12 protein-coding genes are annotated in these 16,379 nt (G+C 67.0%); 6 read left to right on the top strand and 6 right to left on the bottom strand.

The window, feature by feature from the left end; genetic code table 11:
* Both galT and galK read left to right on the top strand, forming a co-directional pair.
* On the top strand, positions 1 to 1,164 hold the full coding sequence (gene galT / locus ABIB14_RS12195) for a galactose-1-phosphate uridylyltransferase (RefSeq protein WP_354236146.1): 1,164 nt from the start codon (positions 1 to 3) through the stop codon (positions 1,162 to 1,164).
* The gene (galK, locus tag ABIB14_RS12190; protein ID WP_354236145.1) at positions 1,161 to 2,333 is read left to right on the top strand and encodes a galactokinase; all 1,173 of its coding nucleotides are present in this window, start codon (positions 1,161 to 1,163) and stop codon (positions 2,331 to 2,333) included. Before galT ends, galK begins: the two co-directional genes overlap by 4 nt.
* Positions 2,334 to 2,366: 33 nt before the next feature.
* On the opposite strand, the gene ABIB14_RS12185 is transcribed toward galK, so the two are convergent.
* Both ABIB14_RS12185 and ABIB14_RS12180 read right to left on the bottom strand, forming a co-directional pair.
* A complete protein-coding gene (locus ABIB14_RS12185; RefSeq protein ID WP_354236144.1) occupies positions 2,367 to 3,356 on the bottom strand; it encodes an LLM class flavin-dependent oxidoreductase in 990 nt (329 codons plus the stop codon).
* A gap of 215 nt (positions 3,357 to 3,571) precedes the next feature.
* Positions 3,572 to 5,920, bottom strand: coding sequence for a coiled-coil domain-containing protein (locus ABIB14_RS12180; protein ID WP_354236143.1), 2,349 nt, complete (start codon positions 5,918 to 5,920; stop codon positions 3,572 to 3,574).
* A 282-nt stretch (positions 5,921 to 6,202) separates the two neighbouring features.
* Between ABIB14_RS12180 and ABIB14_RS12175 the strand changes: the two genes are divergently transcribed.
* The 4 genes from ABIB14_RS12175 (at position 6,203) to ABIB14_RS12160 (ending at position 10,666) form a co-directional block, all read left to right on the top strand.
* Positions 6,203 to 7,072, top strand: coding sequence for an aldo/keto reductase (locus ABIB14_RS12175; protein ID WP_354236142.1), 870 nt, complete (start codon positions 6,203 to 6,205; stop codon positions 7,070 to 7,072).
* Positions 7,073 to 7,132: 60 nt separating this feature from the next.
* Positions 7,133 to 7,834: a type 1 glutamine amidotransferase domain-containing protein gene (locus tag ABIB14_RS12170; protein ID WP_354236141.1), complete on the top strand. Its 702-nt coding sequence runs from the start codon at positions 7,133 to 7,135 to the stop codon at positions 7,832 to 7,834.
* A 73-nt stretch (positions 7,835 to 7,907) separates the two neighbouring features.
* Complete coding sequence (locus ABIB14_RS12165; protein ID WP_354236140.1) at positions 7,908 to 9,578, top strand: helicase HerA-like domain-containing protein; 1,671 nt, start codon at positions 7,908 to 7,910, stop codon at positions 9,576 to 9,578.
* Positions 9,579 to 9,673: 95 nt separating this feature from the next.
* Positions 9,674 to 10,666 (top strand): hypothetical protein, encoded by a 993-nt coding sequence (locus tag ABIB14_RS12160; RefSeq protein ID WP_354236139.1) that lies wholly within the window; start codon positions 9,674 to 9,676, stop codon positions 10,664 to 10,666.
* 17 nt (positions 10,667 to 10,683) lie between these two features.
* Here the strand turns inward: ABIB14_RS12160 and ABIB14_RS12155 are convergent, their stop codons facing one another.
* From ABIB14_RS12155 to ABIB14_RS12140, 4 genes are all read right to left on the bottom strand, one after another.
* Positions 10,684 to 10,998 carry a putative endonuclease domain-containing protein gene (locus ABIB14_RS12155; protein WP_354236138.1) on the bottom strand — a complete coding sequence of 105 codons (315 nt, stop codon included), beginning with the start codon at positions 10,996 to 10,998 and terminating at the stop codon, positions 10,684 to 10,686.
* A 497-nt stretch (positions 10,999 to 11,495) separates the two neighbouring features.
* Entirely contained in the window at positions 11,496 to 13,493 is a 1,998-nt protein-coding gene (locus ABIB14_RS12150; protein WP_354236137.1) for an NHL domain-containing thioredoxin family protein, read from the bottom strand.
* Positions 13,493 to 15,643, bottom strand: coding sequence for a bifunctional copper resistance protein CopD/cytochrome c oxidase assembly protein (locus tag ABIB14_RS12145; RefSeq protein WP_502909656.1), 2,151 nt, complete (start codon positions 15,641 to 15,643; stop codon positions 13,493 to 13,495). The genes ABIB14_RS12150 and ABIB14_RS12145 overlap by 1 nt, the downstream gene beginning before the upstream one ends.
* A 108-nt stretch (positions 15,644 to 15,751) precedes the next feature.
* Positions 15,752 to 16,042, bottom strand: a complete 291-nt coding sequence (locus ABIB14_RS12140; RefSeq protein WP_354236135.1) for an HU family DNA-binding protein — start codon at positions 16,040 to 16,042, stop codon at positions 15,752 to 15,754.
* Positions 16,043 to 16,379: the final 337 nt, after the last annotated feature.

Genomic DNA, 16,379 nt, shown 5'->3' with positions numbered 1-16,379 from the left:
ATGGGCCAGATCACGAAGCGTGCCTACAAGCTCTCGGACGGACGGGACCTGATCTACTTCGACGACGCCGACACGGCGCTGCCGCCGGACCGCGGACCGGACCTCCGCGAGCCGGCGACGCGCCCGCCGACGGCTACCATGCGCCAGGACGTGTTGACCGGCGAGTGGATTTCGATCGCCGCGGCCCGGCAGAACCGGGTGGTCCTTCCTCCCTCGCACCTGGATCCGCTCTCCCCGGCCTCGCCGGGGAACCCCTCCGAAATTCCCAGCCCCTACGATGTGGCCGTCTTCGAGAACAAGTCCCCGTCCTTCGGGCCCGCACTGTCCGGTCCCGCAGCGCCGGAAGGCTTGGCGGACCTCGCCGGTGTGGGGCTCGGCCGGAGCAGGCAGTCCGTAGGCCGGTGCGAAGTGGTGTGCTTCTCGCCGGAGCACACGGGATCGCTCGCCGAGGTGTCGTTGTCCCGGATGCGCACGGTCGTGGAGGCCTGGGCGGACCGGACCGCCGCACTGTCCGAACTGCCCGGCGTCGAACAGGTCTTTCCCTTCGAGAACCGGGGCGAGGCAATCGGGGTGACCCTGCACCACCCGCACGGGCAGATCTATGCCTACCCCTACATCACGCCGCGCACGGCCCAGCTGATCCGTTCGATCGAGAACTACGGCGGCCCGATGTTCGAGGACATCCTCGGCTTCGAACAGCAGTCGGAGCGGGTGGTGCTGCAGGGTGAGCATTGGACCGCGTTTGTTCCCTTCGCGGCCCGCTGGCCGCTGGAGGTCCACATGCTGCCGCACCGGCACGTCCCTGACCTTGCGGCCACCACGGCCACTGAACGCACCGAATTTGCGGCGCTTTATCGTCGGCTCCTGCGCGGCGTCGACGGGCTGTACGGCACCCCCACCCCGTACATCTCGGCTTGGCACCAGGCCCCCGTCCACACCCACCGGGACGATATCCGGCTGATGCTGCAGCTGACCTCGCCCCGGCGGGAGGAAAACAAGCTCAAATACCTGGCCGGATCCGAAGCGGCGATGGGGGCGTTCATCGCCGACATCCCACCGGAAACCGCAGCGGCCCGGCTCCGGGACGCCATCGACAAGGCAGACCCTGACAAGGAAGATACTGACACGGCACACCCTGATAAGGAAGCTCCAGCACAGCCATGACCGACCTTTTGCAGCGCGGACGCGAGTACTTTTCCAGCCAGTTCGGCGCCGCCCCGGGGGGCCTGTGGTCGGCCCCGGGACGGGTCAACCTGATCGGCGAGCACACGGACTACAACGACGGTTTTGCCTTCCCTCTTGCGATCGAAAAGCGGACGCTCGTCGCGGCCAGCGTCCGCGCGGACCGCCGGCTGCGCGTCGCCAGCAGCTCTTTCCCCGGCGTCGTGGAAGTCAGTCTCGACGGGCTGGATCCTGACGCCCTGCACGGCTGGGCCGCATACCCGCTGGGCGTTGCCTGGGCCATGTCAGAAGCTGCGAGGGAGAGCGGGGGCCCAGTGGACGGCCTGGCCGGCATGGATCTGGCCCTCAGCTCGGACGTACCGGCCGGCGCCGGACTGTCGTCCTCGGCCGCCGTCGAGTGCGCCGTGGCCCTGGCCCTGAACGAGCTCTGGGGGCTGGGGCTGGGCCGGCAGCAGCTGGCGCGGATCGGCCGGTTGGCAGAGAACCGGGTGGTCGGCGCACCCACCGGCATCATGGACCAGTCGGCCTCGCTGTTGGGCGAGCCGGACCACGGCATCCTGCTGGACTGCCAGAGCCTGCAGACCGAGTCGATCGCGCTCGGCTTCGCCGGCGCCGGGCTGGGGCTGCTCGTGATCGACACCCGCACCAGTCACTCCCACGCCGACGGCGGCTACGCCAGCCGGCGTCGGTCCTGCGAGGAGGGAGCCCGGGCCATGGGCGTCGGCAGCCTGCGGGCCTTGGGCCCCGCGGACCTGCCGCGCGCCGCAGCCCTGCTGGACACGCAGACCTTCCGCCGGGTCCGTCACGTCATCAGCGAAAACCAGCGGGTCCTGGACACCGTTGCCACGCTGCGGACTAGAGGCCCGGCCGCCATCGGACCGTTCCTGAACGCATCGCACGTATCGATGCGCGACGACTTCGAGATCTCCACCGCGGAACTGGACCTTGCAGTTTCCAGTGCACAGGTGCTCGGTGCCGTCGGCGCCCGCATGACCGGCGGCGGCTTCGGCGGTGCCGCGATAGCGCTGGTCCGCGATAGCGACGCCCGCAGGGTCGCCGAGGGCGTGGCCCAGGCCTTCGACCGGGCCGGATTCGCCGCGCCGCGCATCTTTCCCGTTACGGCGTCCGAGGGCGCCCGGCGCGAATCCTAGGCGGGCAACCCCGCTGCCGCTCCGGTTCAGGGCTCAGACCCGCGCGAGCCCGGCGACCTCGGCGAGGAGCTCCACTGAACGCAGCCTGTCCCCGACGACGGCGCTCTGGTGCGCGACGATCAATTCGTCGGCGTCGGCATGCCGGGTGAATTCCTCAAGGTACTCCAGTACGGCGGCCGGGGTACCGACCGCGGAGTACTTCATCATCTGCGCCAGGTGCTGTCCTTGGGGCGAGTCCAGGATCATGTCAGCCTCGTCGTCGCTGAAGACCCGGCCGTTGCCGAAAAACAGCGAGACCCGGGCCCGTTTGGTGGCCTGGAACATTTCCTGCGCGGCTGTGGCGGAATCCGCGGCGATCACGTTGGCGGCGGCGATCACGTGCGGGGCGTCCAGCTGCTCGGAGGGCCGGAATTCGCGGCGGTAGATTGCCACGGCATCCTGCAGGGCATTCGGCGCGAAGTGCGAGGCGAAGGAGTACGGCAACCCCAACTGGGCGGCCAGCCTGGCCCCGAACAGCGACGAGCCCAGAATGTAGAGCGGCACGTTGGTGCCCTTGCCCGGGGTGGCCTCCACGCCCGGGATGCGGGTGGGACCGGTCAGGTAGCCTTGCAGTTCCAGGACGTCCTGGGGGAAGCTGTCCGCGCTCATCGGGTCACGGCGCAGGGCCCGCATGGTGTTCTGGTCGCTGCCGGGGGCGCGGCCCAGCCCGAGGTCGATCCGCCCGGGGTGCAAGGTCTCGAGGGTGCCGAACTGCTCGGCGATGGTCAGCGGCGAGTGGTTTGGCAACATCACGCCGCCGGCACCAAGCCGGATGCTCTTCGTGTGAGCGGCGATGTGGGCTATTAGGACGCTGGTCGCGGAGGAGGCGATGGAGGACATGTTGTGGTGTTCGGCGTACCAGATGCGGCGGTAGCCCAGCTCCTCGGCCCGTTGCGCCATGGCCACGCTGCCGGCGAAGCTTTCCGCCGCGGTCTGGCCCTTGCCGATGATTGCCAGGTCAAGGATGGAAAGCGGAACAGTCACGGAAAAGCCGGCCTTTCGTAGCGGGAAAATCTCAGGCGCCGGACGGGATCCCGCCCGGCGCACACTGGTGCCAACGACGCCGGGGGCGGGCTTATTTCTGCCTGCCTGTGGCGCTCCCCAGCTCTGCGCGCCAGCCGGCACGGGCGAGACCGGACAGGTCGCAAGGACCGGCAAGTGTTGCGCCGCGCAATGCGCTCGGCCGGACGACCCCAGCCTCAGGCGACGCAGCCCCCCAGCGCGATCTGCGAGTCGATGGCATGGATCTGGTTCTGCACGCTGCCCAGCTGGTCCTGTAGGCCGCCGAGCAGTTTCTTCTGCGCGGCGACGGCGTCCTTGTTCGCACCCTTCTTTGCCTGCAGCTTATTGAGCTCCATCGCCGCGTCCGTGACCTTCCCGTCCAGGTCGGTCAGTTGCAACTGCAGGTCCTTGAGCTTGGTTTCCGTGGCGCTGATCTCCCCGGTGAGGCGGTTCAGTTGATCCAGCAGCGGGTTGACCTGAGTCTGGAGCTCCAGGATCTTGGCCTCCTGGGCCTCGATCTGGGGGTTGAGCACATCGAGCTGGGCGACGAGGGAGTCCTGCGCCGCGGTCAATGCCGCGATCTCCCTCGCCATAGCAGCGGCGGCGGCGATGGATTTGTCCACCGTTCCCTGCAGTGCCGGCAGTTCGGCCTGCAGGGCGGCAACGTCGGCTGCCTTGGCAGCTGCCGCGGCGTTGGCTGCGTCGAGTGCCGTGGTGGCCGCGGCGAGATTGACCTTGAGGCCTGCGAGTACCTGCTTCTGCTCGGCGATGGCTGCCTGACTGGCGGCCACCCCCTCGGTCAAAGTCGGAAGCTGCGCTTCCAAGCCCGTCACGAGCTGCTCCTGGGCCGCAACCGCCGCAGCCGCTGCCGCTGCCGTGGACTTGAGCGCCGGGAGCTGCCCCTGCAGCGCGGAGAGCTGGTCCAGCTTGGGGGCAACTGCTGCAGAGGCATCCGCCAAGGACTTCTGGAGCGTCGGAAGCTGAGCCTGCAAGGCGGCCAGCTCGGTCTGCTTCGCCACGACGGCGTCGTTGGCTGCTGTGAGCGAGGCCTGCAGCGGAGCCGCCTGCTGCTGCAGCGCACTGCTGTCCGCTTGTTTTGCCAGCAGCTGGGAGTTCAACGTAACAACCGCGTTCTGCAACGTCGCCAGATCTCCCGTGTATCCGGCGATTTCGGTGTTCTTGGCGCTGATCTGGCCGTTCAGGGTGTTCAGTGTCGCCTGCTTGGCGTCCCGCTGTGCGATCAAGTCCCGCTTCGCCTGGGAGTTGCCGTTGAGCTTACTAATCTGGGCATTGAGTGTGGCAATGTCCGCCTCGAGTGTGGTTGCGCTGGCCTGTAGCGCGGCCAGCTCATCCTGCGCCTTGGTGAGCTGGGCCTGCTTGGCCGCAATCGCCGTCTTCTTTTGGTCGATCTGATGCTGCAGTGTGGTGATATCTCCGGTCACCCCCGCGAGCTTATTGGTGTTGGCGGCGACGGCAGCCGCGGCGCTGTCGGCGGCGCTGCGCAAGTTGCCCAGTTCCGTCTGCGCTGCAGTGATAGCGGCATTTTTGGCAGCGAGGGCGTCTGCCGCATCCCGGGCCGCTGCCTGAAGGCCTCCCAGCGACGCCTCGGCCGCGGAGATCTCGGCGTTCTTCGCTGTCACGGCGTCTGCCGCCGCTGCAGCGGAAGTCCGAAGGGTGTCCAGAGTCGCCTTGGCTGTCGCGACTTTCTCAAGCTGCGCGTCGAGCTCGGCCTGCGCCGCCGTCCCGCGGCCTTCGAGGGCAGCGAGCTCCTCCTCGGCGGCGTTGAGGGCCAGCGCCGCAGCTGCCTCGTCGGAGGCTGCCGCGTCTGCCGTGGCGGTCAGAGTCTCCAGTTCTCCCTCGGCGGCAGCCGTTGCGGCGTTCTGCGCGGCGAGGGCTGCCGCAGCGTCGTCGGCGACGGTCTGGAGTGAGGCCTGCTCGGTCTCAGCTGCCCGCAGCTCGTTTGTCTTCGTCGCGATCTGGGCGGTGAGGTCGTCCTTGCGGCTGGTCAACTGCGCGGCAGTTGCCTCCGCAAGTGCAAGTTCTTCCTGCAGAGGGGCCAGCCGCGCCTCTGCGGCGGCCCGCTGGGCCGCCAGGTCGGTGAGAGCGGCCTGCGACTCCTCGACGGCAGTCTTGGCCGCAGACAGGGAGGACTGCAGCGAAGCAAGCTTATCCGTCGCCGCAGAGATGTCGCCGTCGAGCTTCTGCCCTTCCGCCTCCATCGCCGTGATCGACTGTTGCGCCGCAGCGATCTGCGCGGCCAGGGACTTCGCGGTGTCCTGCAGTGCGTTCCTTTCACCCTGCAGTCGCATGATGAGGTCCGCGTTCTTGCGTGCGGCTGCCTTCAGCAGGTTTTCCTGCACGGTGCCGCGGTGGGAAAGTTGGTTGACTGCGCCTTTGCAGATTGCTCCCGGCTGGCCGGTATCCGCACTCGCCTGCGGTGCGAACATGATGACGCCGCTGAGCACCATCGGGGCGACAACAGCAGCCGCAAGGCGCCGGCGCACGTCAGCGCGGCTTATGACGGCGTGGTTGGATGGATTGGACATGTGAGACCCCCAGGCGAGAAGCGGAAAACAGGAGATGCGGCCCGCGGCCGCATCTGGTAATTCCAATGCTAGGGGCGCGATGAGGCGTCGAATCGGGAGTCTCCACTCGTTTTCTGCGGTACTTCTACTTGTCTTTTCGCTGGAGTACTCACTTTTGCGGGGGCCACTACTTGGTTGTCTTCCGGAACGAGGATTCTTCGGCTTCCCCGGGGGTGGCTTTGCGCCTTAGTACGGTCGCTGAGGGTGTGGAATACTCAGCACGCTTAGTAGGTTGCCGCCTGTATGACCCACGACAATCCGCACCGCCATGAACCAACCGCGACGATCGACTTGAAGGACCTTGGAACTGTCCACCGGCTGGGTTTCGGCGCCATGCGCATCGTCGGTGACGGCGTCTGGGGCGAACCCGCCGACCGGAACGCGGCCATCGCCGTCGTCCGCCGGGCCGTCGAGCTGGGCGTCGACTTTATCGATACCGCCGACTCCTACGGGCCCAACATCAGCGAGGAGATCCTTGCCGAGGCCCTTCACCCCTACCGTGACGGTTTGCAGATCGCCACCAAGGTCGGTTTTACCCGCACCGGCCCCAATGCATGGGTGCCGGTGGGCCGCCCCGAATACCTGCGCCAGCAGACCGAGTTGAGCCTGCGCAAGCTCCAGGTGGACACGCTGGACCTGCTCCAGCTGCACCGGATTGACCCCAAAGTGGATCAGGAAGAGCAGTTCAGCGTGCTCCGCGACCTTCAGCAGGAGGGCAAGGTCAGGGCCCTCGGGCTGTCCCAGGTCAGCGTGGCCGAACTGGAGGAAGCCGGGAAGTACTTCACTGTCTCCACGGTGCAGAACCGCTACAACCTGACGGACCGCAGCTCGGAGGACGTGCTCAACTACGCGGAGGAACACGGCATTGGCTTCATCCCGTGGGCCCCGATCTCGGCCGGCGAACTTGCCCGTCCGGGCGGCCCGCTGGATGAGGCGGCCACGCGGCTGGACGCCACCACCTCTCAGGTGGCCCTCGCCTGGCTGCTGCGCCGCTCCCCGGTCATGATGCCGATCCCCGGCACCGGCTCCGTCATGCACCTCGAAGAGAACCTGGCCGCCGGTGGCATCGTCCTCGACGACGCCACTTTTGCCGGGCTCGAAGCAGCACGCTAAGAACCGAACCACCACATCCACCCTTTGACCGGCCCTGTGGCCGGCAGAACAGGAGCAAACATGGCTAACATTCTGATGGTCGTATCCGCCGCGGATTCCCTCACCATGCGGGACGGCAGCAAGCACCCCACCGGCTACTGGGCCGAAGAACTCGTAGTCTCCCGCCAGACCCTGCTCGGCGCCGGCCACACCGTCCGGATCGCGACCCCCGGCGGCGCCAAGCCCACCGTGGATGAGGTCAGCCTGGCGCCAGAGTCCGCCGGCGGCCAGGACCGCGCCGACGGCTTTCGCAAGTACCTGACAGAAATCGACGCCGAACTCTCGGCCCCGCTGGTGCTGGCCGACGTCGACCTTTCCACGTACGCCGCGATCGTGATGCCCGGCGGCCACGGCCCCATGGCCGACCTGTTCCAGGACGCAGACCTCGGCCGGTTGCTGATCGAGGCCAACAGGGACGGCAAGGTCATCGCACCCTTCTGCCACGGCCCCGCCGGACTGCTGAGCGCCGTGGACGACGCCGGAAGCTTCGCCTTCGCCGGGCGCCGCCTCACCGTATTCACCAACGAAGAGGAGCTCGGCGGCGGCACCGGGGCGAACACGCCATGGTTCGTTGAAGACATGCTGAAGGAGAAGGGCTCGGTCGTGGAAAACGGGGCCGCCTGGAGCTCCCACGTGGTCCGCGACGGGAACCTCATCTCCGGCCAGAACCCGCAGTCCAGCGGGGACGTGGCCACAGAAGTCCTCAAGGCCCTTGCGGAATAGCACCGGCAGGCGCTTGGAAAAATAACATCCGCTAACGCCGGGTCCGGCTGCCGTACCCGGCTAAGCTAACGGCATGGCCATGAAATCCACTGCAGATAAAGTCGCCACCATCCAGAAGGGGTACACCCTGGAGGGGCCCACGATCGAGTTGGGAGCCGCGATCGTCGACGGCGAACTCCACAAGGAGGCCCCTGTCCGGCTGCCGCTGGCGATGATGAACAGGCACGGGCTGGTGGCCGGCGCGACCGGCACGGGCAAAACCGTGACGCTGCACATGATGGCCGAGCAGCTCTCGAACGCCGGCGTCCCGGTCTTCCTCGCGGATATCAAGGGTGACCTCTCCGGTCTCGCCATGGCCGCCACCGGCTCGGAGAAACTGAAGGCCCGCACCGAAAGCATCGGCCAGGCCTGGTCCGGCAAAACCTTCCCGGTGGAGTTCCTGGCCTTGGGTGGAGACGGCAACGGCATTCCGGTACGTGCCACCATTTCATCTTTTGGTCCCATCCTGCTTTCCCGCGTCATGGAACTCAACGACACCCAGGAATCCAGCCTCCAGCTGGTCTTCCACTTCGCTGACCAGAAGAACCTTGAACTGATCGATCTCAAGGACCTCCGCGCTGTCATTCAGTTCCTCACCTCGGACGAGGGCAAAGGCGAACTCGCGGAACTCGGCGGCCTGTCCAAGGCAACCGCCGGCGTCATCCTCCGCGAACTGATCAACCTGGAAGCGCAAGGCCTGGAAAAGTTCTTCGGCGAGCCGGAGTTCGACACCGCCGAACTGCTCCGGACCGCCCCGGACGGCCGCGGCGTCGTTACCTGCCTGGAACTGCCCACCTTGCAGACAAAGCCTATGCTGTTTTCGACGTTCCTGATGTGGCTGCTGGCGGACCTTTTCCATGACCTCCCCGAGGCCGGCGACTTGGAGAAGCCGAAGCTGGTGTTCTTCCTGGACGAAGCCCACCTGCTTTTCAACGGTGCGTCCAAAGCCTTCCTGGACGCCATCACCACCACCATCCGGCTGATCCGTTCCAAGGGCGTGGGGATCTTCTTCGTCACGCAGACGCCAAAGGATGTGCCCGCTGACGTCCTGGGCCAGCTGGCCAACCGCATCCAGCACGCCCTGCGTGCCTTCACCCCGGAAGACGCCAAGGCGCTGAAAGCCACCGTGTCCACGTTCCCGGTCAGCGACTACGACCTTGAGGAAACCCTCACCTCTGCCGGGATCGGCGAGGCCGTCGTCACTGTGATGAACGAGAAGGGCGCGCCGACGCCGGTCGCGCTCACCCGGCTGCGTTCCCCGGAATCGATCATGGGACCCAGTACGGACGACCTCGTCAAAAGCACCGTGGCCGGCTCCGCCCTGCTGGCTAAGTACGGCACCGCCGTGGACAACGTCTCCGCCTACGAGAAGCTGGCAGGCCGCGCGTCCGCGGCGACCGGCCCCGCGGCCGGCGGTTCCTCCAACGCCGTCGACGCGGACGCCCGCCAGATCGAAGAGGAGACTTTGGGACGGCCCAGCAGCCGGCCCGCGCCGGGGCAGGACAGCGGTCGGGAGGCGCCGCCGCTGCGGCGGGCCTCGGAAGGGCAGGCGCCGGCTGGCGGCGGGGTTGCTGGCGAGGTAGTCGGTGCGCTGGGCGGGGCACTGGGCGGCGGACTCAAGAGCATGGTCCGGTCCATGGGCACCCAGCTGGGCCGGGAACTGCTTCGTGGCGTGTTCGGCACGTCTTCCCGGCGCCGCCGCTAGGCATAGCCGGACGCTGACGCTATGCCTTGACGCCCGTCCGTCGAACGGCAACACCTGTATTCAGCGGGCGTGCAGGTAATCTAAGGTACGTGCAGATGAGTCAGGCGTTGGTCAGGATTGCAGCCTTGTGGCTGCTGGGCCTGATGCTCGCCGTGGCCGGCGCTGTCGTCGCCGTCAATCTGGTGAACAATTCCATTGCCAGCCCGCAGCAGCCGGTGCGCGAGTATCTGGATGCGCTGCAAAAGGGCGACGGAGCGAAAGCCCTCGGCCTGCTGCGCGCCACCGTGCCGCAAAGCAACCCCGCGATGCTGGACGGAGATGCGCTGAAGACCGCGGCCTCGAAGTTCTCCGGAGTAAACGTCGGGGCTCCGGAGGACCGGGGCGGCAAGCAGGTCATGGTGCCTGTCGACTACACCATTGACGGGAACCAGTTGCGCACCGAGTTCCTGCTGCAAAGTTCCGGAACACAATGGCTGTTCTTCCACGACTGGTCCTTCGTGCCGGCTGCGCTGCCGGTACTGGATGTCACCGTCGTCAACTCGAACCAGGCCTCACTCAACGGGGTTCCGGTGAACATGCCCAACGGCCGCAACTCCTTCGCCGTGTTCTACCCCGGCGAGTACGAGGCGTCTCTGAACGGCCAGTTCTTCGCGGCCCCCGCGACCCGGGTAGCCCTCGCCGGCCGGGAGATGCCCCCCGCACCGCTGAACCTGCTTACCCAGGCCACGGACGGCCTCAAGGGCGCCGTCAGCGCCAAAGTCAAGCAGTTCCTGGACGACTGCGCAGCCCAGGCCGACAAAGCGCAGCAACTTCAGCCGGGCTGCCCGTTCTACCACACCACCAACAACCGCATCGTGCCGGGGACCATCGACTGGAGCATCACCGACTATCCCACCGTCAGCATCGAACCCTTCGGCGGCCGCTGGGTGGTCGCACCGCTGGACGGCAAGGCAAGGATCAAGGCGCGGCAGGAGGACCTCTTCACCGGTGCCGTCACCGAGCTCAACGCGGTCCACGACTTCAGCTTCACCACCCGCCTGGACATCGAGGGCGACACGGTCAAGCTCACCCCGAAGCTGAGCAACTAGGGCTTCGACGGCGCGCGTCACTCCTTCTTCCCCTGCGTCCAGTCTCCGTGGTGGCGTCCGTCAGGCTCCACGATGAGCCTGCCCTCCAGGAGCAGATCGACATATCCGACGCCGTCGATACAGACCTGGGTCTGCACCCGGATGCCGGCCTGGCGAAAGTATGTCCGGGCCAGCGTCTCCAACAGCGAATCGGCCCCGCGGTCCACCCCGCCCAGGACCTGGCGGGCCTTGCCGTTGCGCCGTCCTGGGAGCCTCTTCCGCAGGAAGTCCACTGTCATTTCGCCCCGGCCGACGGCGCACTCGACCATGACCAGAGAGTCCCGGAGTGGCAAGCACCTCAGTGCATGGATCAACACATCGGCCGGGGCTGCATAGGGCCGGTGCGGGTACGGTTCACAGAGCAAGCCGCCATGGGCAACCTGGCTGTCGAATGCCAGGCCACGGCGATGGTAGACGTAGCCGGGGCCCGTGGAGGGGAGGGCGTACAGCCCGCGGCACGGTTGCACCACACCGGCCTGACCGCTCGCCGTAGAGCGGCATCGTCGATTCCCAGGCTGGCCAACACGGGGCGCCTCGCGGCGCCGCCGCAGATGGCCAAAGCCGTGAAGACATCCATAGGCCAATCTTTTCCGGGCAGCTGCGGTGGTGGCAGCGGCCAGCGGCGCTATGTGGACAGTCACGCCCAGCAGAGTTTTCAGGCAGCCCTGGCACCGTGAAGGCCGGAAATCCGGGCATACGCGTCCCCCGGTGCACCAAAAAAGGCTGCCGTCCGTGACACCGGGTCACGAACGGCAGCCTCGGTGCGCTACGAGGCAGCGGCCGCTCCGCCTTAGTCCATCCCGCGCAGGTCCAGGACCAGTTCGGTGTCCCCGTCGGCCTGCAGGAGCACGGGGATGCCCCAGTCCTGCTGGTAGAGGTGGCACGCCGCGTGGTCCGGGATCTCGCCGTCTTCGGTCTCGGGGCCGTCACAGGCCGCGGCACGGGCGGTAATGTGCAGCACGCCCTCGGAGACGTCGGATGCGAGCTCCAGGGTGCGGAGCAGGCCCACGGAGGTCCCGCCGCCTGCAAGCAGCAATTCCGGCGGGGTCGAGGAGATCTTCAGCTGCGTCGGGTCGCCCCAGCGGTCGTCCAGCTTCTGCCCGGTCGGGGCGGTGAAACGGACCGTCAGGGACAGGAGCCCGGGGGCAACGGGGCTCTTGGGACGCTGGGTCTGCGCGGCTCCCTCGTCCACCTGCTGCGCTTCCTTGGGGATCGGCACATAGACCAGCTGGTGCTTGTTGGCCTCGACCACCACCAACAAAGGCTCCGAGCCGGCCACCCTGGTGTGGTCCACAATCACGTCCGAGGGTTCGGACAGCCCGCGCGCGAGCGTGGAGACAGTGCCCGTGGCGGGGTCGTAGCGGCGTACCGCGCCATTGTACGTGTCGGCGATCGCCACGGAGCCGTCGGGCAGCACCGTCACGCCGAGCGGGTGCTGGAAACGGGCCCCGGCGGCCGGGCCGTCGCGGAAGCCGAAATCGAACAATCCTTTGCCGACAGCGGTTTCGACCGTGATGGCGCCGTCGTCGGCTATCAAGAGTTTGCGCAAAGCCGAGGTCTCGGAGTCCGCCACCCAGATGTTGCCGTCCGCGTCTTCGGCGAGGCCTGACGACTGGGCGAACCAGGCTTCCGCGGCCGGTCCATCGAGCAGTCCCTCGAGGCCGTTACCGGCGACGATGGACACGGCACCGCTGACCGGGTCGAAGCTAAAGATCTGATGCACGCCGGCCATCGCAACGACGACGGCGTTGAGCTTGCCGGACCAGACAACGTCCCACGGGGAGCTCAGAGAAACGTGCAGCGGGTCCGCCTCCAGCCGTGCACCATAGGCGGCGCCGTCCTCGTCCACACGGGCGGGGCCGGTCTCGAGCAGCCGCTGGATGCCGTTGCCGGCGAGGGTGGTGGCCGTGCCGTCGCCAAGCGATAGCCCGCGGAGACGGTGGTTGACCGAGTCGGCAATCACGACGTCGTAGCCGGCCGCCGCGGCCACGTCCGGCGGAAGCAGCACCAGGCCCTGCGGTTCGTTGAAGCGTGCCCCGGCGGCACCGCCGTCGGCGTAGCCCTTCTCCCCTGAACCATAGGTGCCCAGCACCGTTTCGAAGTCAGTGGAGAGCTCCACCAGCCGGTGGTGACCGGTGTCGGTGACCAGCCAGGACCCTGCGTCGGAGTCCGCCGCGGCGTCTCCCGGTGCGGCGTCTCCCGGTGCGGCGGCGCCACCGCGCCCGGCCGGCAGGTACAAGGCCTTGCCGGGGAACCGCAGCGTGCCCGACGTCGGCTCCGGCGCCACGTAGGGGCCGTCCCCGCGGTGCAGGGTGCCTTTCGCCTCATGCTCGGCAATCAGCTCGGGGATAAGCACGGCCAGGCCGTCCGCGTGGCCCTCGCCGGAGAGGTGCGCCACGATGTAGCCCTCGGGGTCAATGACCACCAGGGTGGGCCAGGCACGGGCGGTGTAGGCCTTCCAGGTGTCCAGTTCCGGGTCGTCCAGGACCGGGTGGCGGATCTCGTAGCGCTCCACGGCGGCGGCCAGCGCGACCGGGTCCGCTTCGTGCTCGAACTTGGGCGAGTGCACACCGACGGTCACGAGAACGTCGGAGTACTGCTGCTCGAGCGGGCGGAGCTCGTCCAGGACATGCAGGCAGTTGATGCAGCAGAAGGTCCAGAAGTCGAGCAAGACGATCTTGCCGCGCAGGGACTCAAGGTCCAGGGATTTGCCGCCCGTGTTCAGCCAGCCGCGGCCTACGAGTTCGGAGGCCCTGACCCGGAGGTGGGTGCGTACGGTTTCGCTCATCAGCGTCCTTCCAGCTTTGAATTGCGTTCTGCCAGCTTCGCGTCGCGTTCGGCGAGCTGGGCAAACATATCGTTGTAAGCGGTGAGATCGGCGTCGTTATTCCTGTCCGCCGCACGGTCGGTGCGTTTGGACTCCCGAGCGTCCGACCTGGACCACATGACCGCGACGCCGATCGCTACCAGAAGCGTGGGCACCTCGCCGATCCCCCAGGCGACCGCGCCGCCCGTCTGCTGGTCCAGCAGTGCCGAGGGCCCCCAGGTGCGGCCTAGGTTGCCGAAGTAGTCCGCCGCCAGCAACCCGGTGCCGCCCATGATCGATACGCCGAAGAAGGCGTGGAAACCCATGGTGGCCAGCAACAGCAGCAACCGCATCGGATACTGCGCCCGCCGCGGCAGCGGGTCCGTGCCGATCATGGTCAGCACGAAGATGTAGCCGGTGAGGGCGAAGTGCAGGTTCATCAGTTCGTGGCCCACGTGGTCGCGCATCGCGTAATCAAAGGCGTCAGAGAAGTAGAACAGCACAATCGAGCCGGCAAAGTTCGCCGCGGCGAACAGCGGGTGAGTGACGAGCTGGGAGAACTTCGAATGGACAAAGACCAGCAGCCATTCCCGCGGCCCGCGGGAGCTGTCCCGCCGGGCGGTCAGCGCACGCAGCGCAAGCGTGACCGGCGCTCCGAGGACAAGGAAAATCGGAGCCACCATCGTCAGCGCCATGTGGTCCACCATGTGCGCGGAGAACAGCACCCGGCCATAGACCGACGGCGGCCCGGACGTCACGAACGTGAGGACCACCAGGCCGATCACCCAGTTGATGCTACGGAACCAGGACCACGAGTCGCCGCGCCGGCGGACCTTGAGGATCCCGAGGACGTACGACACCAGGCCAAAGGCCGCCACCGCGACCCAGAGCCAGTCGAGCCGCCACTCTGTGAGCCAGCGCTGCGGGGTCAGCTCCGGAGGCAACTCGTAGCCGGAAAGGATGAACGCCGGGGAAGCGTCCGGGGCAAAGGATCGGGGCTGGGGCGGGGCGGAACGGCCGAGCGCTACGGCGATTCCCGACGTCACACCCATGATCAGGAGCTCCACGAGAACCAACTGCCAGAGCACGCGTCGGGCCGACAAACCTGCTCCCTTGACGCCCAGCAGGGGGATGACCCACCGGCGGTGCATGAGGCCGACGCCGCCGAGAACCAGCGTGGCGGCCGTCTTCGCCAGGATGAGCTGCCCGTATGGGGACGCAAAAAGATCATTCCAGCTGGAAAGCCTGATGCTCGCGTTGATCACACCGGAAGCGAAGACCAGGCCAAAGGCAAAGCCTGCCAGAGCCGAGAAGCGGCGGAAGGTGGGCTCGGTGATGTCGGTCTTGCCGCCGGCCCCGGACGAGGAGGCCAAAACGCCGGACAGCAGGGTCAACACGATGATGCCGCCGACCCAGGCCGAGACGCCCACCAGGTGAAGGCCCAGGGAGTTGATGGCACCCTCATGGTCGCTCGAACTGGCGGAGTGGCCGATCAGCGCCGAAGGGACCAGCCCCACCATGGAGAGAATCAGGGTCAGTGCCAGCGCTCCCCGTGACCGGACGCCGAACAGAGCGGTGGTGACCACGGCGGCGATGATGACCACCGTCAGCCAAGCCCGGCCGGTCTCGATATCCGTCATGAAGTACACAAGGGACTTAGTGAATTCCGGATCCCCCGAAATGGCCTGGCCGGCGATGTCAGAGTAGCTCAGGACCAGCACGCCGACGGCGGAAAGGGTCCAGACGACACCGGCAGCTGCGGCGACTGCCAACGCACGGGTGAAGGCGGGATGCTCCGGGGCGTTCTTGTCCTTGGACTGACGGCCAGTGAGGTTCCTGGGCAGGATCGCGACGGCGAAGATCAGTCCGCCGATCACCGTCGCCAGGGCGGCGTTGTGGAGGGCCTTGCTGACGGGGAGTCCCCACCGTACCAGCGCTCCCGGATCCGACACCGCGCGGGCCCCGGCTGCGCCGGAGAAGAGCAGCGCCGCCACGAGGCCCAGCACCAGGGCTGCCAGGCCGGCCAGCTGCCATGGGCGGGAAATTCCCGGCACCCTGTCACCAATGCCAAGCCCTCCCCCTGTCGGGGTGGGCGCTGCTGGGGTTCGGGGTTTCGCTGCGGAAGGCACCACTCCATTGTCCGCTACGCCCGCCCCGGTGCCGAATCCGTGCGCCGGTGGTGAATGCAAAAGGAGCGGCAACCCGTCGGGTTGCCGCTCCTTTTGAGCATTCGAAGAAGACTACTTCTTCTTCTTGGCGACTGCAGCCTTCAGCTTGGAGCCGGCGGTCAGCTTAACGCTGTGGCCAGCGGCAATCTGGATGGTCTCGCCGGTCTGCGGGTTGCGGCCGGTGCGGGCTGCACGGTCGGTGCGTTCGACGGCGAGCCAGCCCGGGATGGTGATCTTTTCGCCCGCGGCGACAGAGGTCTCGAAAACCTCGAACAGTGCATCGAGCACGGAGTTGACGGCTGCCTGGCTGGTGCCGGCCTTGCCAGCTACCTCTGCAACAAGTTCACTACGGTTCTTAGCCATTTATGTCCTCCTGGACGGTTCTAATTTCTGAAGCCTGCACGCGGAATGCATGCAAACTACTCTTCGAAAACTTACCAGCTTGCCGCCGCCGAGGCGGCAAATTCCCCGTGTTTTCGCGCTTTTTCGCGAAAATTTCCGGGTTTCGACTTATTTTCGCGTCGCTTGCGCCCTCAGCGGACGCGCGCAGTTAGCGCGGCGCCGGCAAGGCGCCCCGACCAGCAATGCGTCCGGTGTTGCTTGGCGGTGGGGGGTTAAATGCGGGAGGACCCCAACGTGGTGGTTGGGGTCCTCGACCGTTTAATGATGTTCCGGCGGTGACCTACTCTCCCACACCCTC

This window comes from Arthrobacter sp. UYEF3 (genome assembly GCF_040546245.1).
Lineage (GTDB): Bacteria > Actinomycetota > Actinomycetes > Actinomycetales > Micrococcaceae > Arthrobacter.
Note: the sequence above shows the minus strand (reverse complement) of the source record. Positions and strands in the feature narration are given on the sequence as shown.

Coding starts and splice junctions, on each gene's coding strand:
- ABIB14_RS12150 (WP_354236137.1), bottom strand. CDS start 13,493: ATGAGCGAAACCGTACGCACCCACCTCCGGGTCAGGGCCTCCGAACTC.
- ABIB14_RS12175 (WP_354236142.1), top strand. CDS start 6,203: ATGACCCACGACAATCCGCACCGCCATGAACCAACCGCGACGATCGAC.
- ABIB14_RS12180 (WP_354236143.1), bottom strand. CDS start 5,920: ATGTCCAATCCATCCAACCACGCCGTCATAAGCCGCGCTGACGTGCGC.
- ABIB14_RS12160 (WP_354236139.1), top strand. CDS start 9,674: ATGAGTCAGGCGTTGGTCAGGATTGCAGCCTTGTGGCTGCTGGGCCTG.
- ABIB14_RS12165 (WP_354236140.1), top strand. CDS start 7,908: ATGGCCATGAAATCCACTGCAGATAAAGTCGCCACCATCCAGAAGGGG.
- galK (WP_354236145.1), top strand. CDS start 1,161: ATGACCGACCTTTTGCAGCGCGGACGCGAGTACTTTTCCAGCCAGTTC.
- ABIB14_RS12140 (WP_354236135.1), bottom strand. CDS start 16,042: ATGGCTAAGAACCGTAGTGAACTTGTTGCAGAGGTAGCTGGCAAGGCC.
- galT (WP_354236146.1), top strand. CDS start 1: ATGGGCCAGATCACGAAGCGTGCCTACAAGCTCTCGGACGGACGGGAC.
- ABIB14_RS12170 (WP_354236141.1), top strand. CDS start 7,133: ATGGCTAACATTCTGATGGTCGTATCCGCCGCGGATTCCCTCACCATG.